The sequence below is a fragment of the Spiroplasma sp. ChiS genome, from assembly GCF_002968355.1.
Classification (GTDB): domain Bacteria; phylum Bacillota_I; class Bacilli_A; order Mycoplasmatales; family Mycoplasmataceae; genus Spiroplasma; species Spiroplasma citri.
The window spans coordinates 14,115-36,679 of the sequence record NZ_PUUH01000284.1 but is presented as its reverse complement, the minus strand read 5'-3'; the positions used below and the strand labels follow the sequence as shown (position 1 = coordinate 36,679).

General features: G+C 28.0%; 20 protein-coding genes and 1 riboswitch. All 20 genes read left to right on the top strand.

Annotated elements, in window-relative coordinates:
• Nucleotides 1-62: 62 nt before the first annotated feature.
• On the top strand, nt 63-383 hold the full coding sequence (locus C6B38_RS07170) for a DNA-processing protein DprA (protein ID WP_105299121.1): 321 nt from the start codon (nt 63-65) through the stop codon (nt 381-383).
• A gap of 50 nt (nt 384-433) precedes the next feature.
• Entirely contained in the window at nt 434-799 is a 366-nt protein-coding gene (locus C6B38_RS07165; RefSeq protein ID WP_105299120.1) for a DNA-processing protein DprA, read from the top strand.
• Nucleotides 800-1,003: 204 nt separating this feature from the next.
• A riboswitch (purine riboswitch) is annotated at nt 1,004-1,101 on the top strand.
• 104 nt (nt 1,102-1,205) lie between these two features.
• Nucleotides 1,206-1,730, top strand: coding sequence for a hypoxanthine phosphoribosyltransferase (gene hpt, locus C6B38_RS07160; protein ID WP_105299119.1), 525 nt, complete (start codon nt 1,206-1,208; stop codon nt 1,728-1,730).
• A complete protein-coding gene (gene guaA, locus C6B38_RS07155; protein ID WP_105299118.1) occupies nt 1,731-3,269 on the top strand; it encodes a glutamine-hydrolyzing GMP synthase in 1,539 nt (512 codons plus the stop codon).
• Between the two features lie 967 nt (nt 3,270-4,236).
• Nucleotides 4,237-4,590 carry a hypothetical protein gene (locus C6B38_RS07150; RefSeq protein ID WP_105299117.1) on the top strand — a complete coding sequence of 118 codons (354 nt, stop codon included), beginning with the start codon at nt 4,237-4,239 and terminating at the stop codon, nt 4,588-4,590.
• Between the two features lie 4 nt (nt 4,591-4,594).
• Nucleotides 4,595-4,765 (top strand): hypothetical protein, encoded by a 171-nt coding sequence (locus tag C6B38_RS10355; protein WP_162475932.1) that lies wholly within the window; start codon nt 4,595-4,597, stop codon nt 4,763-4,765.
• 627 nt (nt 4,766-5,392) lie between these two features.
• Complete coding sequence (locus C6B38_RS11460; protein WP_233485647.1) at nt 5,393-6,139, top strand: solute carrier family 23 protein; 747 nt, start codon at nt 5,393-5,395, stop codon at nt 6,137-6,139.
• Nucleotides 6,088-6,516: a solute carrier family 23 protein gene (locus C6B38_RS11455; protein WP_308686805.1), complete on the top strand. Its 429-nt coding sequence runs from the start codon at nt 6,088-6,090 to the stop codon at nt 6,514-6,516. Before C6B38_RS11460 ends, C6B38_RS11455 begins: the two co-directional genes overlap by 52 nt.
• Before the next feature lies 1 nt (nt 6,517).
• The gene (locus C6B38_RS11450) at nt 6,518-6,805 is read left to right on the top strand and encodes a hypothetical protein (protein WP_233485646.1); all 288 of its coding nucleotides are present in this window, start codon (nt 6,518-6,520) and stop codon (nt 6,803-6,805) included.
• Nucleotides 6,806-7,003: 198 nt separating this feature from the next.
• The gene (locus tag C6B38_RS07140; RefSeq protein WP_105299116.1) at nt 7,004-9,970 is read left to right on the top strand and encodes a chromosome segregation protein SMC; all 2,967 of its coding nucleotides are present in this window, start codon (nt 7,004-7,006) and stop codon (nt 9,968-9,970) included.
• 93 nt (nt 9,971-10,063) lie between these two features.
• Entirely contained in the window at nt 10,064-11,389 is a 1,326-nt protein-coding gene (ptsS, locus tag C6B38_RS07135; protein ID WP_105299115.1) for a phosphate ABC transporter substrate-binding protein, read from the top strand.
• Nucleotides 11,390-11,391: 2 nt separating this feature from the next.
• Nucleotides 11,392-13,482 carry a phosphate ABC transporter permease PstA gene (pstA, locus tag C6B38_RS07130; RefSeq protein ID WP_105299114.1) on the top strand — a complete coding sequence of 697 codons (2,091 nt, stop codon included), beginning with the start codon at nt 11,392-11,394 and terminating at the stop codon, nt 13,480-13,482.
• Complete coding sequence (gene pstB, locus C6B38_RS07125) at nt 13,482-14,291, top strand: phosphate ABC transporter ATP-binding protein PstB (RefSeq protein ID WP_105299113.1); 810 nt, start codon at nt 13,482-13,484, stop codon at nt 14,289-14,291. The genes pstA and pstB overlap by 1 nt, the downstream gene beginning before the upstream one ends.
• Before the next feature lie 20 nt (nt 14,292-14,311).
• Entirely contained in the window at nt 14,312-14,971 is a 660-nt protein-coding gene (gene phoU, locus C6B38_RS07120) for a phosphate signaling complex protein PhoU (RefSeq protein ID WP_071936994.1), read from the top strand.
• A gap of 177 nt (nt 14,972-15,148) precedes the next feature.
• The gene (locus tag C6B38_RS07115) at nt 15,149-15,331 is read left to right on the top strand and encodes a hypothetical protein (RefSeq protein ID WP_105299112.1); all 183 of its coding nucleotides are present in this window, start codon (nt 15,149-15,151) and stop codon (nt 15,329-15,331) included.
• 165 nt (nt 15,332-15,496) lie between these two features.
• Complete coding sequence (locus C6B38_RS07110) at nt 15,497-17,173, top strand: phospho-sugar mutase (RefSeq protein ID WP_105299111.1); 1,677 nt, start codon at nt 15,497-15,499, stop codon at nt 17,171-17,173.
• Between the two features lie 41 nt (nt 17,174-17,214).
• Complete coding sequence (locus C6B38_RS07105) at nt 17,215-18,975, top strand: 2-oxo acid dehydrogenase subunit E2 (RefSeq protein WP_105299110.1); 1,761 nt, start codon at nt 17,215-17,217, stop codon at nt 18,973-18,975.
• 44 nt (nt 18,976-19,019) lie between these two features.
• Nucleotides 19,020-19,961 (top strand): 3'-5' exoribonuclease YhaM family protein, encoded by a 942-nt coding sequence (locus C6B38_RS07100; RefSeq protein WP_105299109.1) that lies wholly within the window; start codon nt 19,020-19,022, stop codon nt 19,959-19,961.
• A gap of 238 nt (nt 19,962-20,199) precedes the next feature.
• Entirely contained in the window at nt 20,200-21,558 is a 1,359-nt protein-coding gene (locus tag C6B38_RS07095; protein WP_105299108.1) for an FAD-dependent oxidoreductase, read from the top strand.
• A 5-nt stretch (nt 21,559-21,563) separates the two neighbouring features.
• Nucleotides 21,564-22,550 (top strand): lipoate--protein ligase, encoded by a 987-nt coding sequence (locus C6B38_RS07090; protein WP_105299107.1) that lies wholly within the window; start codon nt 21,564-21,566, stop codon nt 22,548-22,550.
• Nucleotides 22,551-22,565: the final 15 nt, after the last annotated feature.

Genomic DNA, 22,565 nt, shown 5'->3' with positions numbered 1-22,565 from the left:
ACTGTTAATGTTATATTCTTTATGTTAATAATATTCTAATTATTAAATAGAAAGGAATTAATATGCGTCAAGTTTTACTTTTTTTTGCTTTAAAATATGATGGTGATTGACTTAAAATTTATCAAGCTTTAGAAACAAAAGAAAAAATTGCTTACGAAGATTTAATTGATATTGAAACTAAAATAACATGTCATTATGTTACTATTATTGACAGTGAATATCCAAAATTATTGTGCAATATTTATCGGCCTCCCTTTGTTTTATTTTATGTTGGTAACTTAGCCGTTCTAAATGACCAAAGACATAAATTAGCAATTTGTGGAACAACAGTACCAAATAAAAGAGGGCTAGTTACAGCTAAGATGTTAACAAAAAAATCTTAAAGCGAAAAATAACCTTAATTGTTACTTCAGAAGCAGGCATTAATGAATGTGTGGTCAAAAATCTTGGCAATGGAAGTAGTATTTTAATTGTTAAAAATTTAAACGATTATAAACAAATAACAAAACAATATCCTAATACAAAATTTCAAATCATTATTTCTGAAGCATATCAAAATAGTGTTAATAAAAGTCAGTATGAACTTTATCGTATTATGTCGGGGTTGATGGATGGTGTTGTTATTGTTCAATCAACTTTAGATGATGAAACACATCGGATTGTAACATTGGCTAAACATGATGGCAAAGAAGTTTTTTGTTTTCCAGCTCAAATTACTGTTGCTAATAAAAATAATGGCTTTATTAAAAACGGAGCACAATTAGTAGAAAATGTTGATGATATTTGTGAAAAATTATAATTTTTAAAGGAATATGCATTAATTTATGCCATCATATTAACGAATAAAAAAGATCCAAAAGAGAACTTAGTTATAATGAAAAGTTTAAAAAATTAGTTGATAAATAAAATGTATATATCATATACATTTTTTTAATTAAATTACCTAATTAAAGATTTTACAAATTATCTTGCATTAATACTAAGAATAAGTTATAGTTAACGTGTGATAAAAAAATAAAATGCTGATATATGTTAGTATTATGGACTAATGTTTCTACATCTTACCGTCATTAAGATACTATAGGGCATAATTTTTTTTTGTTTTATTTTCGGAATTTAACAAAAATAATTTGCATAACCTATTTCGCATTAGCAATGATAGTTTATGATTTTATTTTTTTATTTTGTAAAGGAGAGTAACAATTGTGCAAACAGACAAATTAGAATTATATCTATCAGAAGATAAAATTCAAGATAAAATTAAGGATTATGCGGAAAAAATAAATAAGTTATACGCGGGGAAAAAGTTATATTGTATTGGTTTACTAAATGGGGCATTATTTTTTATGAGTGATTTATTAAAACAACTTAAAATCCAAATTGTGATTGATACAATGAATATTTCAAGTTATATTGGGATCCAGCCTACAAATAAGATTACTATTCATAAGGATATTTCAAAAGATATTACTGGACAAGATGTTTTATTAATTGAAGATTTGATTGACACTGGTAAAACATTATCGGTTGTCATTGAACAAATTCAAGCAAAAAAACCAAATAGTTTACGAGTAGTTTGCTTAGCAGATAAGGTTACTATGCATTCAAATTTTAATTATCCCTATGATGCACTATTTACTGTTCCAAATGAGTTTATTGTTGGTTATGGTTTTGATTACAATGATCAATTTCGACAATTACCAAATGTATATATATGGAGAGGTGAATAAATGAAAACAGCAAATAAAATTATTATTTTAGATTTTGGGTCACAATATACTCAATTAATTGCCCGTAGAATTCGTAACTTAGAGGTCTATTGTGAAGTATGACCGTATAATACAACATTAGAAAAAATTAAAACAACACCAATGAAAGGGATTATTTTATCAGGTGGCCCGGCTTCTGTTTATGCAGAAGATGCATTTCTAATTGATAAAAAATTATTTGAATTAGAAGTTCCTATTTTAGGAATTTGTTATGGAATGCAATTAATAAGTCATCTGCATGGAGGCACAGTACAACGAGCAACAAAACAAGAATTTGGTTTTTCAGAATTAATTATTGATAATCAAGAAGATTTGTTTGCTAAGGTTCCTATTAAATCACAAGTATGAATGAGCCATGCTGACCACATTGAAATAATGCCAACAGATTTTATTCAAATTGCTCATAGCGAAAATTCAATTAGTGCAATTAAACATTTAGAAAAGAAAATTTATGGTTTACAATTTCACCCTGAAGTAACTCACACTTTAATTGGTGAACAATTATTAAGCAATTTTGTTTTTAATATTTGTGGTTGCGAACCAACATGAAAAATTACAGAGTTTATTTCAACAGCAACAACCGAAATTAAAGGTAAGGTTGGAAGCGATAATGTTGTTTTAGCATTATCAGGTGGTGTTGATTCTAGTGTTTGTGCAGTTTTATTACATAAAGCAATTGGGAAACAATTAACATGTATTTTTGTTGATACCGGATTGTTACGACAAGATAGTGGATGAAATGATTTACAAAAATTTCAAGAAAAATTTAAATTAAATATTATTAAAATTGCTGCTCAAGAAAGATTTTTAACTGCCTTAAAGGGAGTTACTAATTCAGAACAAAAACGAAAAATTATTGGAAATTTATTTATTGAGATTTTTAATGAAGAAGCTATAAAAATTAAAAATGTTAAATGATTAGGACAAGGAACAATTTATCCAGATGTTATTGAATCAATTTCCGTAAAGGGACCCTCTGCCACAATTAAATCTCATCATAATGTTGGGGGATTACCAAAAGATTTACCATTTCAATTAATTGAACCATTACGCGAATTGTTTAAAGACGAAGTTCGCCGAACTGGTGAAGCATTGGGAATTGATTCTAAATTTGTGTACAAGCATCCTTTTCCGGGACCAGGATTAGCAGTCCGCATTATTGGTGAAATTACAGCAGAGAAAGTAGCCTTATTACAAGCAGCTGATCAAATTTTTATTGATGAATTATATCAAGCAAATTTATATGATCAAGTTGCACAAGCTTTTGTTGTTTTATTACCTGTTCAGTCGGTTGGTGTAATGGGCGATGTGCGAACATATGGATACACTGCTGTTGTGCGTAGTGTTGATACAACTGATTTTATGACGGCAAATTGAAGCCGTTTACCATTTGAATTATTGGAAAAAGTATCAAATCGAATTGTAAGCGAAGTGCATGGAATTAATCGAGTTACTTATGATATTACATCAAAACCACCAGGAACAATTGAATGAGAATAATAAAAAAATATTAATGAATTCTGTTAATATCTAGCAAAAATTTTGCAGAATGAGTTAGTTGATAATTGCTTCATATTATATTTTTCAGTTCATGGATGATTTGATAGCTGAAAGATTAGGTTTATGAGTTTTGGATTTTGGCAATGCTTTTTCTATATTTTTAATTATAGGAATATATGCTAATAGATTATAAATTTTGTTTTCATACTTAAGATATGAAGTAGTTGTAATTTTGACACCTAATTCATTACAACATTGGTTGAATTGAATAAAGGTGTTTTTTTGTTTTTACTATTAGTTTTTGATATGTAAAAATTGTTTGTTTATCTCTGTAAAATGACATAGGAACACCATAATTTTTTAAAATTTAATACAAAACATGGCAATAACCATTTAAAGTTTCTTGATAATCAAACTATAATCCAACAATTGTATTTTGTTGTATCATTAATAACACCCACACCATGTCAAAATATTTTAGGATGATTTAATCCTAATCATAAATGCTCACTAGCAGCAGCTTGCAATAACTCACCAAAACATTTATTGCGTTCTCTTAAAGGATGTGATTTATCTTTTTTTCATAATTTTTGTTTTTAAAAGATTTTATTTGGTTTAAAAACATTAAATTATATAAAACTGAATAAGAATTTTTATTTCCTTATTTTTAATTAATTTTTAAATAAATATAAATTATAAATATGCTACAATAATCTTGTATCAAAATTATCATAACATTTTTATAGAGAAAGGAATGATTATTTATATGAAAAAATAATATTTCCTAACAATAAACGTGGAGTTGGTAAAACTACTTGTACATTGGAACTTATTAATATACTTTCTTTAATTGAAAAAAAGTGTTATTGTTTGACCTTGGTCCTCAAGGAAATCTTACAAATTCATTAATAATTAAAAAGTCTATCATAAATAATAACAATTAAAAACAGAAAGAAGGAAATTAATTATGGCACTTTTAGACTTATTATTACCAATGTTAATGACATTAACTCTAGCATCAACTGCTGAATCAAAAACAGTTACATCAGTTCCAGTATCGACTGAACTTGTTACCAAAGATAGTTCTAATATTAATATGCAAGGACAAGAAGGTATAGAAAGCCAAAGCAACAAAAATGGAAAACTACAAAATTTTTTACAACATGGTGGTTATGTTATAAATTTAAATGATGTTTTTCTAGTTGAATCGGTAAAAAATGAGACATTACTTTATTTTATTAATGGTGTAATAGAAAAAACTCCAAGTTTGCATAAGTCAGGAATGTGAGACGCAATAGTAGACCAAGTCAGCGATAGATAATTATATGTATTTTAGAAATGGCGCTAAGATTCTAAATTTAAATTATGTTGTACGAGTTGAAAGAACTAACACTGGTACTGATGTTGAATTTAATAAAAATGTTACTAGTGTTGCTAAAAAAACATATAGCAAAAGTATGTATGATGAATTTGTTAAACATATTAATAAATATTAAATTCCAAGCTATATCAACTGTATTTAGTATCAACTTATGATAAGGCATTCTCAATTCAGACACTTAATAAAGGTTTAATCCTAAAATGGTTTAAAATAAAAGTGAAAGAATTGAGGTTTTTATTATGAAACATTATAGCCTATATAAAAAAGAACAGATTGTAAAGGAATATTTAGAAAATAAAATAACTATCAAACTCCAAGTTAGTTTATTTTATATAATGTTAGGGCACCAACTACTTTTCTAATAGTTTTTTATATTTATGTTTTTCTGTTATTGTTAATTTTCTTTCTATAGTTACCACCAAATTAATAAATCATCTGCTTGTGAAATTTTTGCTAGATAAGTATTACGAAATTATCAAAAAATAAGGACAAAATATTAATGAATCCTTTACATTAGTGCTAAAAAATGTTAATATTATTCCCAGGAATTTTGACGTATAAAATGCAAATTGGTTTGATGAAAGAATTTGAAATTTTTTTACAAAAAAAGAAGATTCTTTTTGATATCTTTAATATTCTACAAAATAAAACAATAATTAATATTAATAATGCAATTTACTAGTTAGTAATAATTTACAAACTAGTTTTTTTATGCAATTTTAAGAAAAAAGGAGAAAAAATAATGGAAAAAGAACAAACTATTTTGGTTGAAAATAATATTAAGTTACTATTAGGACCACACGATCGCCCAAAAATTTTTTTTAAATTATCAATTTTAGCATTACAACATGTTTTTGCTATGTTTGGTTCAACGGTGTTAGTACCATTAATTATTAATCAAACGGCTGGAGTTGAAGTTATGAACATTGCAATGGCCTTGTTTTGCTCAGGAGTTGGAACATTAATTTATATTGCAATTACTGCCGCAAAAGTACCAATGTATTTGGGAAGTTCGTTTGCATATATGGGGGCAATGGGAGTGTGTTATCCTTTATATGGCAATGCGGTTTTTATTACCGTAATGATGGTTGGTGTTATTTATATCACTTTTGGAATATTAGTATACTTTATTGGCAATAAATTTTTAGAACGAATTTTACCAGCCGTAATTGTTGGACTACTAATTATTATTATTGGAATGTCAGTTGCACCGAGTGCAATTAATAATGCTGGTTTTAATCCAGATGCTTGAAAACAACATTATTCACATTGAATTGGGATTGGAATTGCTGTTTTTACATTTTTAATAACAGCAATTATTGCTTTAAAATGTAAAGGATTTGCTAAAGGTAGTTCCAGTCATTATTGGTGTTGTTGCAGGATATTTATTATGTATAATTCTTCATTTTGCAATTGGAACAGAATATCAAATTTTAGATACATCAAAAATTACCGACCCAAGTCAATGATAATGATATCCATCATTTAAAAAAAATTTGAGATTTAAAAGCAAGTAATATTGGACCAGCTATTTTAGCAATTAGTCCCTTAACAATTATTGCTATTGCTGAACATATTGGTGATCATATTAGTATGGGCCAAATGACAGGGAAAAATTTTGTTAAAGATCCTGGAATGCATCGAACATTAATTGCTGATGGAGTTTCCATTATTTTTGATGGTTTAGTTGGCGGACCAGCAAATACAATATATGGAGAAAATGCTTCAGTCGTTGGAATGACACGAATTGCTTCAGTATGAGTAACAGGACTGGCTGCCTTATTTGCAATCGGATTATCATTTATTGCTCCAGTTAATCAATTAGTACAAATGTTGTCAGCACCAGTAATGGGTGGCATTATATAGTATGATTATGTTTGGTTTAATTGCTACAAACGGAATTCGAGTGTTAATTAATAATAATCAAATTGATTATACAAATATGAAAAATGTTTTTGTAACAGCAATTATGTTAGTGTTAGGTTTAGGAGGTGCAATTTTTAATTTTAATTTAGGAACTGGTAATTTACAATTTACAGGTGTGGCACTAGCAGCATTTGCTGGAATTTTCTTAAATTTATTACTACCAGATCATCAAAATAATGGTTTTCAATGTTGGAAAAAATTAAAATTATTTATTAAAACACAAAAATAGCAAAAAAGGGAAAAAAGAGAGCAAAAAAAAGAAAAAATAAATAATGCGAGTAAAATAAAAATGCATTTTACTCACATTATTATGAAGGTTTATTTTGATGTTTTTATTAATTTTAGTTGCAAATAATAAACTTTTATAGAATAATTATTAAAGAATAATTTGGTTTGTTAATTTTGAAATTTAAGGAAGTGATGAGTAGTGTTATTTTTAAAAAAATTAGAGGCATTTGGTTTTAAATCATTTGCTGATCCATTAACAGTTAATTTTGATCATGAAATGATAGGAATTGTCGGACCAAATGGGAGCGGAAAATCCAATATTAATGATGCAATTCGTTGATGTTTAGGAGAACAATCAATTAAATCACTTCGTGGAAATAATAGTGAAGATGTTATTTTTAATGGTTCAGAAACAAAACAAGCATTAAATATGGCCGAGGTTAAACTAATTTTTGATAATACAAACCAAATTTTTGCAATGGACTATGACGAAATTGAAATTATTCGTCGTGTTTTTCGAGGAACTGGTGAAAATGAATATTTTATTAATAAACAACGAGTTCGTTTAAAAGACATTCAGGATTTTGCGATGGATAGTGGCTTAACAAAATCATCATTAGCAATTATTTCACAAGGAAACATTAATGCTTTTGCAGAAGCAAAACCATTAGAACGACGTGCTTTATTTGAAGAAGCTGCTGGAGTTGCAAAGTATAAACGCCGCAAATTGGAAGCTTTAAAAAAACTAGATCGTTCAAATGAAAATTTAGCGCGTTTAAAAGATATTTTGAATGAAATTGAACGAAAATTACCAAGTTTAAAACGTCAAAGTGAAAAAGCAATCAAATATACAACATTGAAAGACAAATTAAATCAAATTGAATTAGCGGTTTTAGTAAAAGATATTACTTTTTTTAATGACAAATTATTAGAATTACGTTTGCAGCAGAAAAAAATTATTAGTACGAAACAAGATGCTGATCGAAAATTAAAAAACAAGGAAATTGAATATAATGAATTAAGCAAAGAAAATTTTAATTTGGATAGCAAAATTAATTTCTTAACTAAAGAATTTCAAAGTTTAGTTTCAGAAATTAGTGATTTGAAAGTACATAAAATTGAATTAGATAACAAAGAAGCAGCCTTAAAAATGTCTAATAATGATATTACTATTACTAATATGGTTAATGATTATAATGAGTTAACTGTTAATTTACAAAATGAACGGGAAAAATTGACAACATTAGAAACACAGCAACAAGAATATCGTGCGCAACGTGAAGCTTTTAATACAAAGCAAGCTGTGTTAAATGAACAATTAGGAGCAATTAATAAAACCATTATTCGCTTAGAAAGTGAATTAGAACGTGCTCAACATAATCTTGAAAATCAAGATAATTTACATGAAGGCGTTAAAAATATTATTAACAATAAGACCGTTCTGCCTGGAATTATGGGATTAGTTCAAGATATTATTAATGTTGATGAAAAATATGAGCAAGCGATTGTAACTGCTTTAAGTGGGCGTTTACAAGATATTTTAGTTAAAAATGTTGATAGTGCAAAACGAGCAATTTCATATTTAAAACAAAACCGTGCTGGACGAGCAACATTTATTCCGTTAGATGTAATTTCGCCCCGTTATCTTAACAGTAATGAAGAATTTGTGATTAAATCAGTGCAAGGATATTTAGGATTAGGAAATAGTTTAGTTAAAGTAAAAAAAGAGTTTCGAATTGCAGTTGATTACTTGTTAAGCCGGTATTTAATTTGTACTGATTTTGATAGTGCGCAGGAAATTGGAAAATTAACAAAGTATCGCTATAACATTGTTACCTTAGATGGAGAAATAGTTCGCCCGCAGGGAGCTGTTACAGGGGGTTCACGTCGAACACGAATGACAATTGTTAATCCAGAAAAGGAATTAAGAGTTCTTAGTGAAAAATTAGCAATGCGAACTGAAGAGCATCATCATGTATTAAAACAATTAAATATGCTTCGACGCCAATTAGATGAAATTAATGAAGTTATTGCTGAAAATCAAGCTTCAATTGGAGCAGGAAAACGACAAATTGAAATTATTATGTATGACCAAACGAAATTGCAAAATGAATATCAGTTACTAACAGCAAAAAATATTGATGAAACAAAAATAGTTGAAAATAAAGCAGTACTTAATATTGTGGATCAAATTAAACAAAAAGAACTTTTAAAAACAAAAATTGAACAACAATTAAATGTTGCACGCAGTTTGAAAGATAAACAGTCATTAGCAATTAATGAACTTAATAATCAAATTGCTGAAAAACGATATTATATTTCAGCTTTACAAGAACAAATTAGCAAAATGAATACTGATGTATCAATTATTAATGTTAAGATTCAACAAAATCTAACAAGACTAACAGAAGAATATCAAATGACATATGATCATGCTAAAACGTTGGAATTAAAGGTAATTGATAATGAAGATTTAATTCGTGATGAAATTAAGCAATTACGAAGTGATTTAGCTCAAATTGGAAATGTTAATTTAGAAGCAATTGAAGAATATAAAGAAGAAGATGATCGTTTTCAATTTATGAATAATGAATATAACGATGCAAATGATTCAGTTAAAAATTTATTAAAGTCAATTGATGAGATGGATAGTATTATGAAAGAACAATTTGATAAAACAATTAAGGAGGTTAATGAGAATTTACCATCCACCTTTGAAGTATTATTTGGTGGTGGTTCAGCACGAATCATTTATACTGAGCCAGAAAATTTATTAGAAACAGGGGTTGATATTAAAGTATCGCCACCAGGGAAAAATATTACTAACTTAAATTTATTATCTGGAGGAGAAAAATCATTGGTTACTCTATCAGTTCTTTTTGCGATTTTAAAAGTAAGACCAATTCCATTAGTAATTTTAGATGAAGCAGAAGCACCATTAGATCCAGCTAATGTTGAACGATTTGCTAAGTATATTCGTAGTTTTGTTGAAACCACTCAATTTATTGTTGTTACCCATCGAGTTGGGACAATGGAACATTGTGATGTATTATATGGGGCAACAATGCAACAAAAAGGTGTCACAAAAATTGTTGGAATTAAATTACAACAAGCGGCAGAAATGATTAAAGAATTTGAAAATAAACTTGAAAATAAAAAAGCATAAATTATTTATGATTTTTTATTTTTTTGATACAATTAATACAAATAAGTTTTAAAGGATAAAACCATTTACTAAAAAGGGGAGGAAACTTAACGAATGAAGCCAAACGAATCTACTAAGGCTACTGAGGAAAAGAAAGAAAAAAAGAATTTTCTTAAGAGTTTAGTCGGAGAGATTAGCCATCATAAAATGTTTACTTTAGTTGGTTCTGCTTTGGTATTAGTAATATCAATTATTATTTGAACAATTGCATCGGCGAGTAATGTAATTGTTGCTGGAGGAAGTACATCAGTTGCCCAAGTAATGGCAAATATTACGGAACAATATAAACGTGATAACAAAGAAGATATTTTATATAATTCATTAGGAAGTGCTGCTGCCCTAGTTGGCGTAAAAAATGGTAGTTATGCTTTTGGTTTTTTATCAAAAGATGTTAATTCAACGCCTAAAGCAGGAGATAACCGTGCGAATGCTCAACAACTATGAGCAGAGTATCATACTGGTCGTTTTGTTTTTGCCCGTGATTATATTATCTTGGTATATCATTTACCAAATGGTTGTCAAATTAATCCAAAACAAGATTCCTTACAATTTAAAAGTTTTTTTGGTGGAGAAGGAACTGAATTAATTCGTAAAATTTATACCGATCCAACTTTTACTTGACAACAAGTCTTTGGGTCGCAATTAGTTTGCAGTAGTGGCAGCAATAAATTTTATACTTTAACACGTGAGCCTGGAAGTGGGACAAGAGATTTTTTTGAATCAGCAGTAATTAAAAGCAAAAAATATGAAACAAATCAAGTAGCTTCATCAAATGGTTCAATGTATCAAGCAATTTCAACTACTCCTGGTTCAATTGGTTATATTTCTTTTTCATATATTAAAAGAATTATTAGCAATGAAGATTTAGGGGCAAAAGCAATTGCTAGTGTTATTAGCAAAGGAAGTGCTAAACCAGAGTTACCATATAAAGTTGTTAATAATAATTATGAATTTAATCCGGCTTATTCTTTAACAAGACCCTTTACTGGAATTATTAATTATGAAGGAAAGCAATTCAATCGTGCCTTATCATTTATTGCGTGAATGCTAGATCCATTACCATATTCAAAAACAAAACCAAAACTACGAAATGGGGAAGTTAATCCTTATTATGACCCAGATTTTATTTTAAGTCCACATGATGCTGCATATTGATATATTGAAGAAGGTGAAGAACCATTATCATTTGATGATTTTTTCTTCCAAAAGTATAATAATAGAACATTTTCAACAAGCGTGAAAACAACTGAAGATGAAAAAACACCTTGAAATTTTAAATCAGATTATAAGAGCATTTGAGATATTATTGTGGAAAAATTTCCCACAAAATATCAAGCATATTTTGAATATGAATATGAATATAATGGAATGGAGAATTAACTATGGCGAAGAAAGAAGTCACGAAAGAAAAACAACCGTTTTCCCAAAAAATAGCATTATGAAAAATTCGTTTTGCAAATAATTTTCGTGGGCGAAAACAAATTATTGATTTCACCTCAAAAATTGTTATTTATTGTTTTGCGATTTTAACAATTTTAATTTTATTGACTTTAGTTGGATTTATTATTTATAAATCAATTTATTTTTTTCAACATTATCCTGGTGGTTTTTGAGGCTTTTTATCGAGTAATACTTGAAATGCTAATAACAGTCAATTTGGAATTTGACGAATTATTATTGCAACATTTTTTGTCTTATTAATTGCTTTACTATTTGCAATTCCATTAACTATTTTTTCATCATTATATATTTCAGAGTATTTAAGTCCAAGGATTAAACGTAAAGTAATTGGCATTATTCAATTGCTAGCTGGAATTCCTTCTGTTGTTTTTGGATTATTTGCCTTAGCAATTTTAGGACCCCTTTTTATGTTGATGGGAGCTCCCTCAACCTCAAACTTATTAGTAACATCAATTACCTTAGCTTTTATGGGTTTACCAATTATGATTTCATTATCAATCAATGCTTTAGAAAATGTTCCTGATTCATATCGATTTGGTTCGTTAGCATTAGGATTAAGTAAAACCCATACAACTTATCGTATTGTTTTACGTTCAGCTTGATTTAAAATTATTACTGCCATTATGATGGGAGTTGCACGGATCATTGGAGAAACAATGGCGGTGATGATGATTGCTGGAAATGCACCAGATGGCTTAAAACTTGGAAATGGTTTTATTAATTTTATTTTTTCATCAATAGCAACTTTAGCATCAACAATTGGATTAGAAATGCTAGAAAATTCCGGACCAATGCATGAATCAGCATTATATGCAATTGGACTAGTATTATTTATTATTGTTTGTATTATTAATATTTTTATTATTTCATCACAAGCGTTTCATAATCGAAAACGAAACTATCATTCTCGGAAAACAACAAAAGGTTTACGATTAAGTAAATCATATAATGCTAATAAAATTAATAAATTATTTTATGAACATATTGAAAAAACAAGAGGATTAAAAAAGTTTAAAGATGGATTTGGAATGTTCCTTTTAATCTCTTCAACTGTAATTGTCGTATCATTTACATTAGTTATTTTAGCCACAATTATTTGAAAAGGATTATTTGGAATGGTATGAAGTGATTTAATTTTAACATCAACTTTTGATGGTGGAGCAGGAATTCTTTCAACATTTTTAGTTACTCTGTTATTAGTAATTTGTTCAATAATTTTTGCGATACCGCTATCATTAATGGTTGCTATTTATTTAAATGAGTATGCCCGCCAAAATAGTATTTTTGCAAAAGTAGTTCGTTTTGCAATTGATGTTTTATCATCAACACCAAGTATTATTTATGGAACTTTTGGATTATCTTTCTTTATTGGTGTTTGTCATTTACCATTATCCATTTTAAGTTCTGGTTTAACATTAACAATTGTTATTTTACCAATTATGATTCGTAGTATTGAAGATGCTTTATCAGGTGTTGAAAACTCATTGCGACATGCATCATTAGCATTGGGAGCCAATAAAACAGCAACAACATTGAAAGTTGTGTTGCCTAATGCAATGCCAGGTATTATTACAGCAATTATTTTAGCAATTGGCCGTGTTATTGGTGAATCAGCCCCAGTTTATTTAACATTAGGAACAGCGGTGCGGTTACCAATTGCTGGTTTTATGTCACCAGGGGCAAGTATGACAACCCAAATTTTAATGCTATCAAAAGAAGGAACAACAGCAGGAGCAATGCGAATTATGTTTGAATTAGCTTTTGCAATTATGGTTTTGATTTGATTATCAAATAGTTTAGCACATATTTTAGGAAAGAAATTTGCACCAAACTATGTTAATATTGGATTTAAAGCAAAATGAAAAAATCGCATTAATAACTTAAAATTCTTCTTTTCAAAAGAGAATTATCTTCATCAAAAACAAAGTTTTAATAATTTTTGAAAAAAAATTTTACCAAAGAAAAAACAACGCCATGAAAAAAATAAAACAAAGAAAAAGGAAGAAAAATAATGGACCCAAAAGTAATTATTAAGAATCCAACATTTGATTCATCAGATAATAATCCAGATTTAATTACGGTTAAAAATGTTGACTTTTTTTACAAAGGAAACAAACAGGCGCTTTTTAATATTTCAATGAAAATTAAAGAACATACTGTTACTGCTTTTATTGGTTCATCGGGATCGGGAAAATCAACATTGCTGCGCTTATTTAATCGAATGAATGATGTTGAACCAAAGTCAGTTTTTAAAGGCGAAATTTTAATTAATGGAAAGGATATTTATAGTCCTGAAACAGATATTGTTAAATTACGAACAGATATTGGAATGGTATTTCAAAAACCTTCACCATTTCCAATGTCAATTTATGATAATGTTGCTTATGGGCCACGGAATCAAGGGAATCAAGGGGTTCGTGATGTTAATAGTATTGTTGTTGAAAGTTTAAAACGAGCAGCATTATGAGATGAAGTAAAAGATAATTTACGAGATTCTGCTTTTGCATTATCAGGGGGGCAACAACAACGTTTATGTATTGCCCGGGCAATTGCAATGAAACCGAAAATTTTATTAATGGATGAACCAACTAGTGCGTTAGACCCAATTTCGACATCAAAAATTGAAGAATTAATTACCCAACTAAAAAAAGATTTTACAATTGTTTTAGTAACACATCATATGCAACAAGCAGCACGAGTTGCTGATTATACAGCTTTTTTTGCAAAAGGGAAATTAATTGAATATAATAAAACTAAGATTATTTTCTCTCGTCCGGCTAATAAAAAAACAGAAGATTATATTACTGGCCGTTTTGAGTAATGAAAGGAGGGTGACAAAATATGAGCATAAAAATTGAAAATGATTTAGCACAAACAAAACAAATGATTATTGATATTATTGCGATGACAAAAAATCAATATGATGATATGGTTAAATGTTTAGAAACAAATGACACTGAGCTTGGTCAAAGTGTTATTTCCGCTGATGAAACAATTAATAAAATGCAAGAAGCTTTCATTGAAGTTTCATTATGAAAAATTGCAAAACAACAAATGGTTGCAAAAGATTTACGCCGAATAGTTGGTTTCATTTTGATTGTCAAGGAAGTTGAACGAATTGCAGATTATGCAAAAAGTATTTGTCGTTATTATATCAAATATAAACCTTCAACAAAGTTAATTAATTTTTTAAAAAAATTAGTTGCAAAAGTCATTGAAATGTTAACAGAGGTATCAAATATTTTTGAAGAAGAGCGAATTGAATCAGCATATAATATTTTAAAATATGATACTGAATTAGATAAGATTTATAAAGTTGAAAATGATGCTTTAATTGAAAAAATTCGTGAAGCAAAATCAAAAGAAGAAATTAAAGTTATTACTTTAACAATGCAACAATTACGTTCAATTGAACGTGCCGGAACACATATCATTAATATTGCTGAAACATTAATTTATATTATTGAAGGAAAAATTTATGATTTTGAATTACCAATTTAATATGGTCTTCATTATGAAGATCATTTTTAATGCAAAATTATAAATGAACTTGTGGGTGTAACAAAATCATATTAATATGATTAAAATCATTGTTAAATATTTAAAAATAAAAGTATAATTTATAATGGATATAAAAAAATAAAGAAGGTGACAAGAAAATATGAAAATTTGGAATAAATGCAAAAAAATATTGAAAATGAAGAATCACGTTTAACGGGATCGTTAATAGGAAATGGACAAATTGACAATTTTTGTAAAGATTGTTTTGAGCGAAGAAGAAAATGATATTGAATTATAGTTGGTATTTCAATTATTGTTTTACTATTACTAATTATTTTAAGTATACATAAGATTATATAGATTACATATTTCATTGAATAATATGAAAACAATAAAATGACTAACATCAAGATAGAAAAATTCACAATATAAGGTGAAAAATGTTGGTTGAAGAGAACAAGGTTATATTTATGGTCAAACCCAAAAACCTTGTTCCTTGTTAAAAAAAATAAAAGGAGAATTAAGATGTCATATTTAGATAATTTAAATTTATGAAAAAATGCTAAAAATTTAGATCCAACATTAGCCACTGAATTTCAACAAATGTCTGAAGCAGATTTACTTGCTGCTTTTTCAGATGATTTAGAATTTGGAACCGCTGGATTACGAGGTTTATTAGGACCAGGAACCGGAAAAATGAATTTATATACAATTCGGAGAGCAACATTAGCTTTTATGCAGTATTTAAAAACAATTTATTCTGAGACAGATTTAAAAACAAAAGGAATAGTAATTGGACATGATAACCGTTATTTTTCAGCTGAGTTTGCGCAAGAAGTAGCAAATATTTTTGCTAGTAATAATATTAAAGCAATTTTATTTGCGAATAATGATCTTCGGCCAACACCAATGGTTTCATATACCATTCGTAAAATAAAAGCGGCAGCGGGTGTTATTATTACGGCAAGTCATAATTCACGTGAATATAATGGTTATAAAATTTATGATCATAATGGTTCACAATTTTTGCCATTTGCGACCGATATTATTGGTGAAAATTACTTAAAAATTAAAGAAGAAGTTTTTACTTTAACTTTAAACTCAAATTCAACTTTAATTACATATGTTCCAAAAGAGGTTGAGGATAATTATGTTAGTGATGTTAAAGCAATGCAGTTTTATCCAAATCAAAAACGTAATATTAAGATTGTTTTTTCTAATTTGCACGGAACAAGTAAAGAATGAACACCACGAATTTTAGAAGAATGTGGTTATGATGTCACGATTGTAGAAGAGCAATTTGACAATGACCCTAATTTTACTTTTGCACCTAATCCAAATCCAGAATTAACAGAATGTTATGATTTAGCATTAAAATATGCGAAAAAAGTTAATGCTGACGTTATCATTTTAAATGACCCTGATGCTGATCGGTTAGGAATTGGTGTTAAAATCAAGGACAATGAGTATTATTTAATGACTGGTAATGAAACAGCTCCGGTATTAATTGAATATTTGTTTTCTCATTATCAACGTCAAAAAAAATTACCTAAGAATGGAGTTATGTATAATACCTTTGTTACTGGTAATTTATCAGATAAAGTTGCTGAAGGTTATGGTGTTCAAGTTATTAAAACATTAACTGGTTTTAAATGAATTGGTGATCAAATGAGCAAAGCATCAGCTAAAGGATTACAATTTTTATTTGGATTTGAAGAAGCATATGGTTATGTTTTAAAAGACATTACTCGTGATAAAGATGGAATTCAATCGTCATTAGTCTTAGCAGAAGCTTGCTGATATTATCATAATCAAGGAAAAACATTATATGATGTTTTAGTTGAACAATATAATAAATTTGGTTATTTTTATTGTAAAACAGTTAATTTAGTTCGTGATGGAATTGATGGCAAAAAAGTTATTAATAATATGTTAAAAAAATTACGACAAGAAACAATTACTAGTTTGAATCAAATTAAATGTATTAAGAAAGAAGATTATTTGAATGGCTTGTATGAAATGCCACGACAAGACTTATTAAAGTTTTATTTTGCAGATGGTAGTTGATTTGCAGTTCGGGCAAGTGGAACAGAACCAAAAATAAAATTCTATTTTGTTTGTGTTGATAAAACAAATGAAGAAGCAAAAAGAAAAATGGAAGCAATGTACCAAGAATTAGAAACTAATTATTTAAAAGAATAAAAGTTATGCTAATATATAGTTAGAAAATAGGGGGTTTTGGTATGGTAAAAATTATTTTTGAAGCTGATGATAATCGTAAAGGAATTGTTGATAAAATTTTTGTTACAAATAAACAAGTTGTCCAAAAGGGCGAAAAGATTGCTAACATTATTACACAAAATAAGGTTTATGAAATCAAAGCATCAATTACTGGTGAGGTGTTAAATGTTATTGTTTATGAAAATAAAGTTATTAATAGTGGTGATGTTTTATTAGATTTATTGCCATTTGATCCAACCCTTAATGAACAGCATAATCATTTTGAGCAACCCTATAATACTTTTTCCTTTAATGGTTCTGGAAAATATAATATGCAAAATCGACCACCAATTGATGTTAAAAAGTCAGAAACAGAAATTTTTCGAGAAGAGTTAATTGAAACATTATTGGCACGTGAAGTAGCTGGTGAAAATCTTCAAGATGATTTTGATGATTCAATTGAAATTGATTTACCAGAAGAAAATATAGAACAAGATTCAACGCCATTTTTTAGCCATGATAATAATTCAAAGACATTTCCTTTTAAAGATAAAGTTGAAAATGTTCTTGAAAATATTCCTAGTGAAGAGAATATTGAAACATTGCAAAAATATTTGGGTGATTTAAAAGAAGATTTGGCAATTGTTAAAGATGATTTAGCAACAATGACAATTGAAGAAGAAATTATTGAAGATCTTGAAAATTTAGAACGGGATTTAGCATTTAAAGCAGAAATGGCCGAAAAAAAACAAGTTGATGATAAAATATCAGAGCCATTAATTAATCATCACCCCTTTGATGTAAAAAAAGAATGCAAGCCAGAAAGTAATACAAAAGAAGAATTAAAAAGTAATTTTGCTTCAATTCAAAATAATGTTGATGATTCAAAAATGCAACCTATTATAAATTTAGAAAAAGATAAATTAGTAGATGATGAGTCGAAGGGACATCATGGAGAGCATTCAAAGTCGCATTCAACGGTGCATTCGTCTGCTCCAACTTATCTTAAAAAACATAAGGCAGAAGATGTAATATCAAGAGAACATGCTGCTTTTTCAGGTCATAAAATCAAAGAAAACACGCAGAGTTTGCAAGTTGACAAAGTTAAATTAAATCAAGAAGCAATTATTCGTGTAAAAGAAATTATGGAAAGTAAAAAAAATATTGCTCATAGTTTTATTGATGTTGAAGTTGATGTTAGCGAGTTAGTTAGTTTATTATCAATTATGCGTGAAGCATATTCACAAAATGATATTGAATTAACATTATTACCTTTTTATGTTAAAGCAGTCTATGATGGATTAAAAAAATTTCCTATTTTAAATTCATCTTTTATTAGTCAGGAAAAAGCAATTTTATTAAAATGATTTTATAATATTGCTTTTAGTGTTGATAGTGATACTGCAGTGAAAATGCCAGTTTTATATAATTTAAAAAATGTTTCAATTAAAGAAATTGCTTCAAAGGTAACAAAATTAATAGGAAAAAGCATTAATAATGAATTAAAAGAAAAAGACTATCAAGATGCTTCATTTTCAATTGTAAATTATGGTGAATATGGAATAACACGGGGAACATTTACAATTCCAGATGATAATGTTGCTGGAATTGCAATGGGTATTATTTTTAAAAAACCTGTTGTTGTTGAAAAAAATGATATTGCAATTCGTGATATTATGGTAATTACATTAGGGTATAATGAAGCTGTAATTGATATTACCGAAGCAAGTAAATTTGTTCATTATGTTGCATATTTATTATCAAATCCAGGACTTTTATTATAAGATAAAAAGTCATTACTCACTTTTTTATTTTTAGGAGGGGAAAAATGAATATTAAAGATTTAACAAAAGAAGTTAATAATGTAGAATTAATTGTGATTGCTTATAAGGTAACCCAAGGGACAGCTTCCAATGGAAGCACTTATTTATCAATAACCTTGAAAGACCGTACTGGAACAATTGAAGCAAGGTTATGAGATGCTCGTCCAGCTGATATTGAGACTTGAATTAAAGGTAATTGTTACAAAGTAAATATTAATATTATTGAATATCGTAAAGTTTTACAAGCAAAAATTAATAGTTATGATATTATTGATAATGCCAATATTAATTTAGATGATTTTATTGAAGTTGCGCCACTTTCAGCAGATGCAATGTATGATGAAATTATTACAACAGTGAAAAAAATGAAAACAACTGAATATTGTGAAATTATGACTTTAATTTTAGCAAAATATGGTGAGCAATTTAAAATTTGACCAGCTGCCATTCGTAATCATCACGAAATTAAATCAGGTTTAATTTGACATAGTTTAACTATGCTACAAATGGCAAAAAATGTTGTCAATGTTTATCATGATCGTTTAATTGATTCGGAATTATTATATTGTGGTGTTATTTTACATGATTTAGGAAAAGTTATTGAAATTACAAGTGGAGCGACAAATGATTTTTCATTTGAAGGAAAATTACTTGGGCATATTTCAATTATGGCAAATGAATTAAATCATCTTGCCCAAAGTAATAATTTAAATTCAGAAAAAATTGTTTTGTTAGAACATATGATTTTAGCTAGTCATGGCCGTTTGGAATATGGTTCACCTGTTGAACCACATTTATTAGAAGCAGAAATTTTATCATTTTTAGATAATTTGGATGCACGAATTTACCGCATTGATAAAGAGTTAGAAAAAACATTGCTTAATGAACAAACACAACGGTTGTTATCTGTTGAAGGTCGTTGATTTTTAAAACATTTTGAAAAATAAAAATTAATTTAATTGCAAAAAGTTTAAAATTTTTTTAAAATTTTAAACTTTTTGCAATTTTTTTCTGTTTTTCATTTCTGTTTTTCTGTTTTCTGTTTTCTGAAAGGTATATAATAACATTACGGTATAATTTAATTTTCAGGAATAAATGTCCTAGCAAAGATAACTACCGGCATATTTAGTTAGTTATATCGAAAGAACTATTAATACTGCTAAGAATAGAAAAGGAGAATATAAAATGAAGATTATTGTAGTTGGAACTAACCATGCAGGTACAACTGCTGTTAGAACCTTAAGACGATTAGATCCAAAAGCAGAAATTGTTACTTATGATAAAAATAACAATATCTCATTTTTAGGATGTGGAATTGCACTATGAGTTTCAGGAGAGGTAAAAGATTCAAATGGTTTATTTTATGCTTCACCAGAGGTGTTAAAAAATGAAGGTATTAAAGTAAACATGGAACACGAAATATTATCAATTGATAATAAAAATCAAAAAATTCGTTTAAAAGATTTAAAATCAGGAAAAGAATTTGATGATAATTATGATAAATTGATTTTAGCGATTGGTTCTTGACCAATTATTCCACCAATTGAAGGAATTAAGCAAGAAGGTGTTCATATTGTTAAATGATATCAACATGGGGAATTAGTAAAAAAAGCAAATGATGACAAAAATATTCAAAATGTTGTTGTATGTGGGGCAGGATACATTGGCGTTGAATTAGTTGATGCTTTTCATAAAAAAGGAAAAAATGTTACTTTAGTTGATATTTCAGACCGAATTATGCCACGTTATTATGATCAACCTTTTACTGACAAAGTTGAAGGAGCAATGCGTAAAGCGGGTGTTAATTTATGTGGTGGCGAAAAAGTTATTAAATTTGAGGGAAATAATAACAAAGTAACAAAAGTAGTAACAGATAAAGGTTCATATGATGCTGATTTAGTAATTTGGTCAGTTGGTTTTAAACCTGCAACAGAAATTTTAAATGGTTTTGTTGATTTAGATAAAAATACAGCCATTAAAGTTGATCAATACATGCAAACATCAGACCCAAATATTTTTGCAATAGGTGATTGCATTGAAGTTTATGATAATGCTAAAAAGCAACCAGCATATATTGCTTTAGCAACAAATGCTGTACGAACAGGAGTTATTGCAGCTGTTAATGCTTTGAAACCAGCAGGTTTAGCATCACCAGGATTCCAAGGTTCAAATGCAATTAATGTTTTTGGTTGAGCATTAGCATCAACAGGAATGACAGAAACTGTGGCAAAAGATTTAGGATTTGACTACGAGCAAATTACATTTACAGATAATGATCGTCCAGAATTTATGAATTCTTATCAAGAAGTTTTAATTAAAATTCTTTGAGACAAAAAAACAAGAAAAATTATTGGTGCACAAGTAGCTTCAGAAGCTAATCATACCGAAGTTATGTATATGTTTTCATTAGCGATTATGAAGGGAGTTACAATTGATGAATTACCATTAATTGATATTTTCTTCTTGCCACATTTTAATAAGCCATATAACTTTATTACTTTACCAGGCTTAGAAGTATTAGGATTAAATTACTTTAAAAAGTAAGCAAAATGATTTGTTTTAAAAATTCTTCTACAGATGTTTATTTTAATTTGGCTTTAGACGAGTATCTTTTAAAAAGTGATATTAAAGACAATATTTTCTTTTTGTGAAAAAATTTTAATACAATTGTTATTGGTCAAAATCAAAATACAATTGAAGAAATTAATTTACAAGCGGTTGAAGCTGATAAGGTGAATGTTGCACGGCGAATAACAGGTGGTGGGGCTGTTTATCAAGATGATGGTAATTTATGTTTTTCCATTATTGTTAATAAAGATGATAAAATAGCAAAAAATTATGAAAGTATTTTACAACCTATTATTAATGTTTTGCAAAAACTTGGTTTAAATGCTAAATTTGCTGGCAAAAATGATATTGAAATTGATGGCAAAAAAATCTCTGGTAATGCACAAATAAAATATAAAAATCGTTTGCTACACCATGGAACATTTTTATTTGATGTTGATTTAAGCAAAATGCAAAAATACTTAAATGTTAGTCAGGATAAAATTATTTCAAAAGGAATTAAATCAATTCCAGCACGAGTAACTAATATTCGTCCATTATTAGTAAATGATATTACAATTAATGAATTTATGCTGTTTATTACTAATGAGTTTTTGGCACAAGGAACGCCAGTGTTAGATTTACCACCAGATATTATTGCTGCAGTTAATAAACTAGCTGATGAAAAATATCGAACATGGGAATGAAACTTTGGTAATTCACCTGAATTTAGTTATCAGAATAAAATTCGATATGAAGGAAAAGGTACTGTTGATGTGCGTTTAAATGTTACTGAAGGAAAGATTACAAAGATTAAATTTTTTGGTGATTTTTTAGGTTCTGGTGGAACAGAACCACTTGAAACTCTTTTAACAGGTTGTGAATATAATCTGGATAAAATTAAAACAAAATTATTAGAAGTGAATATTAAAGATATTTTTGGTGAAAAATTTGAAACACAAGAAGTTTTAGATGTTATTTTTACTTAAAAATATTTAAAAAAC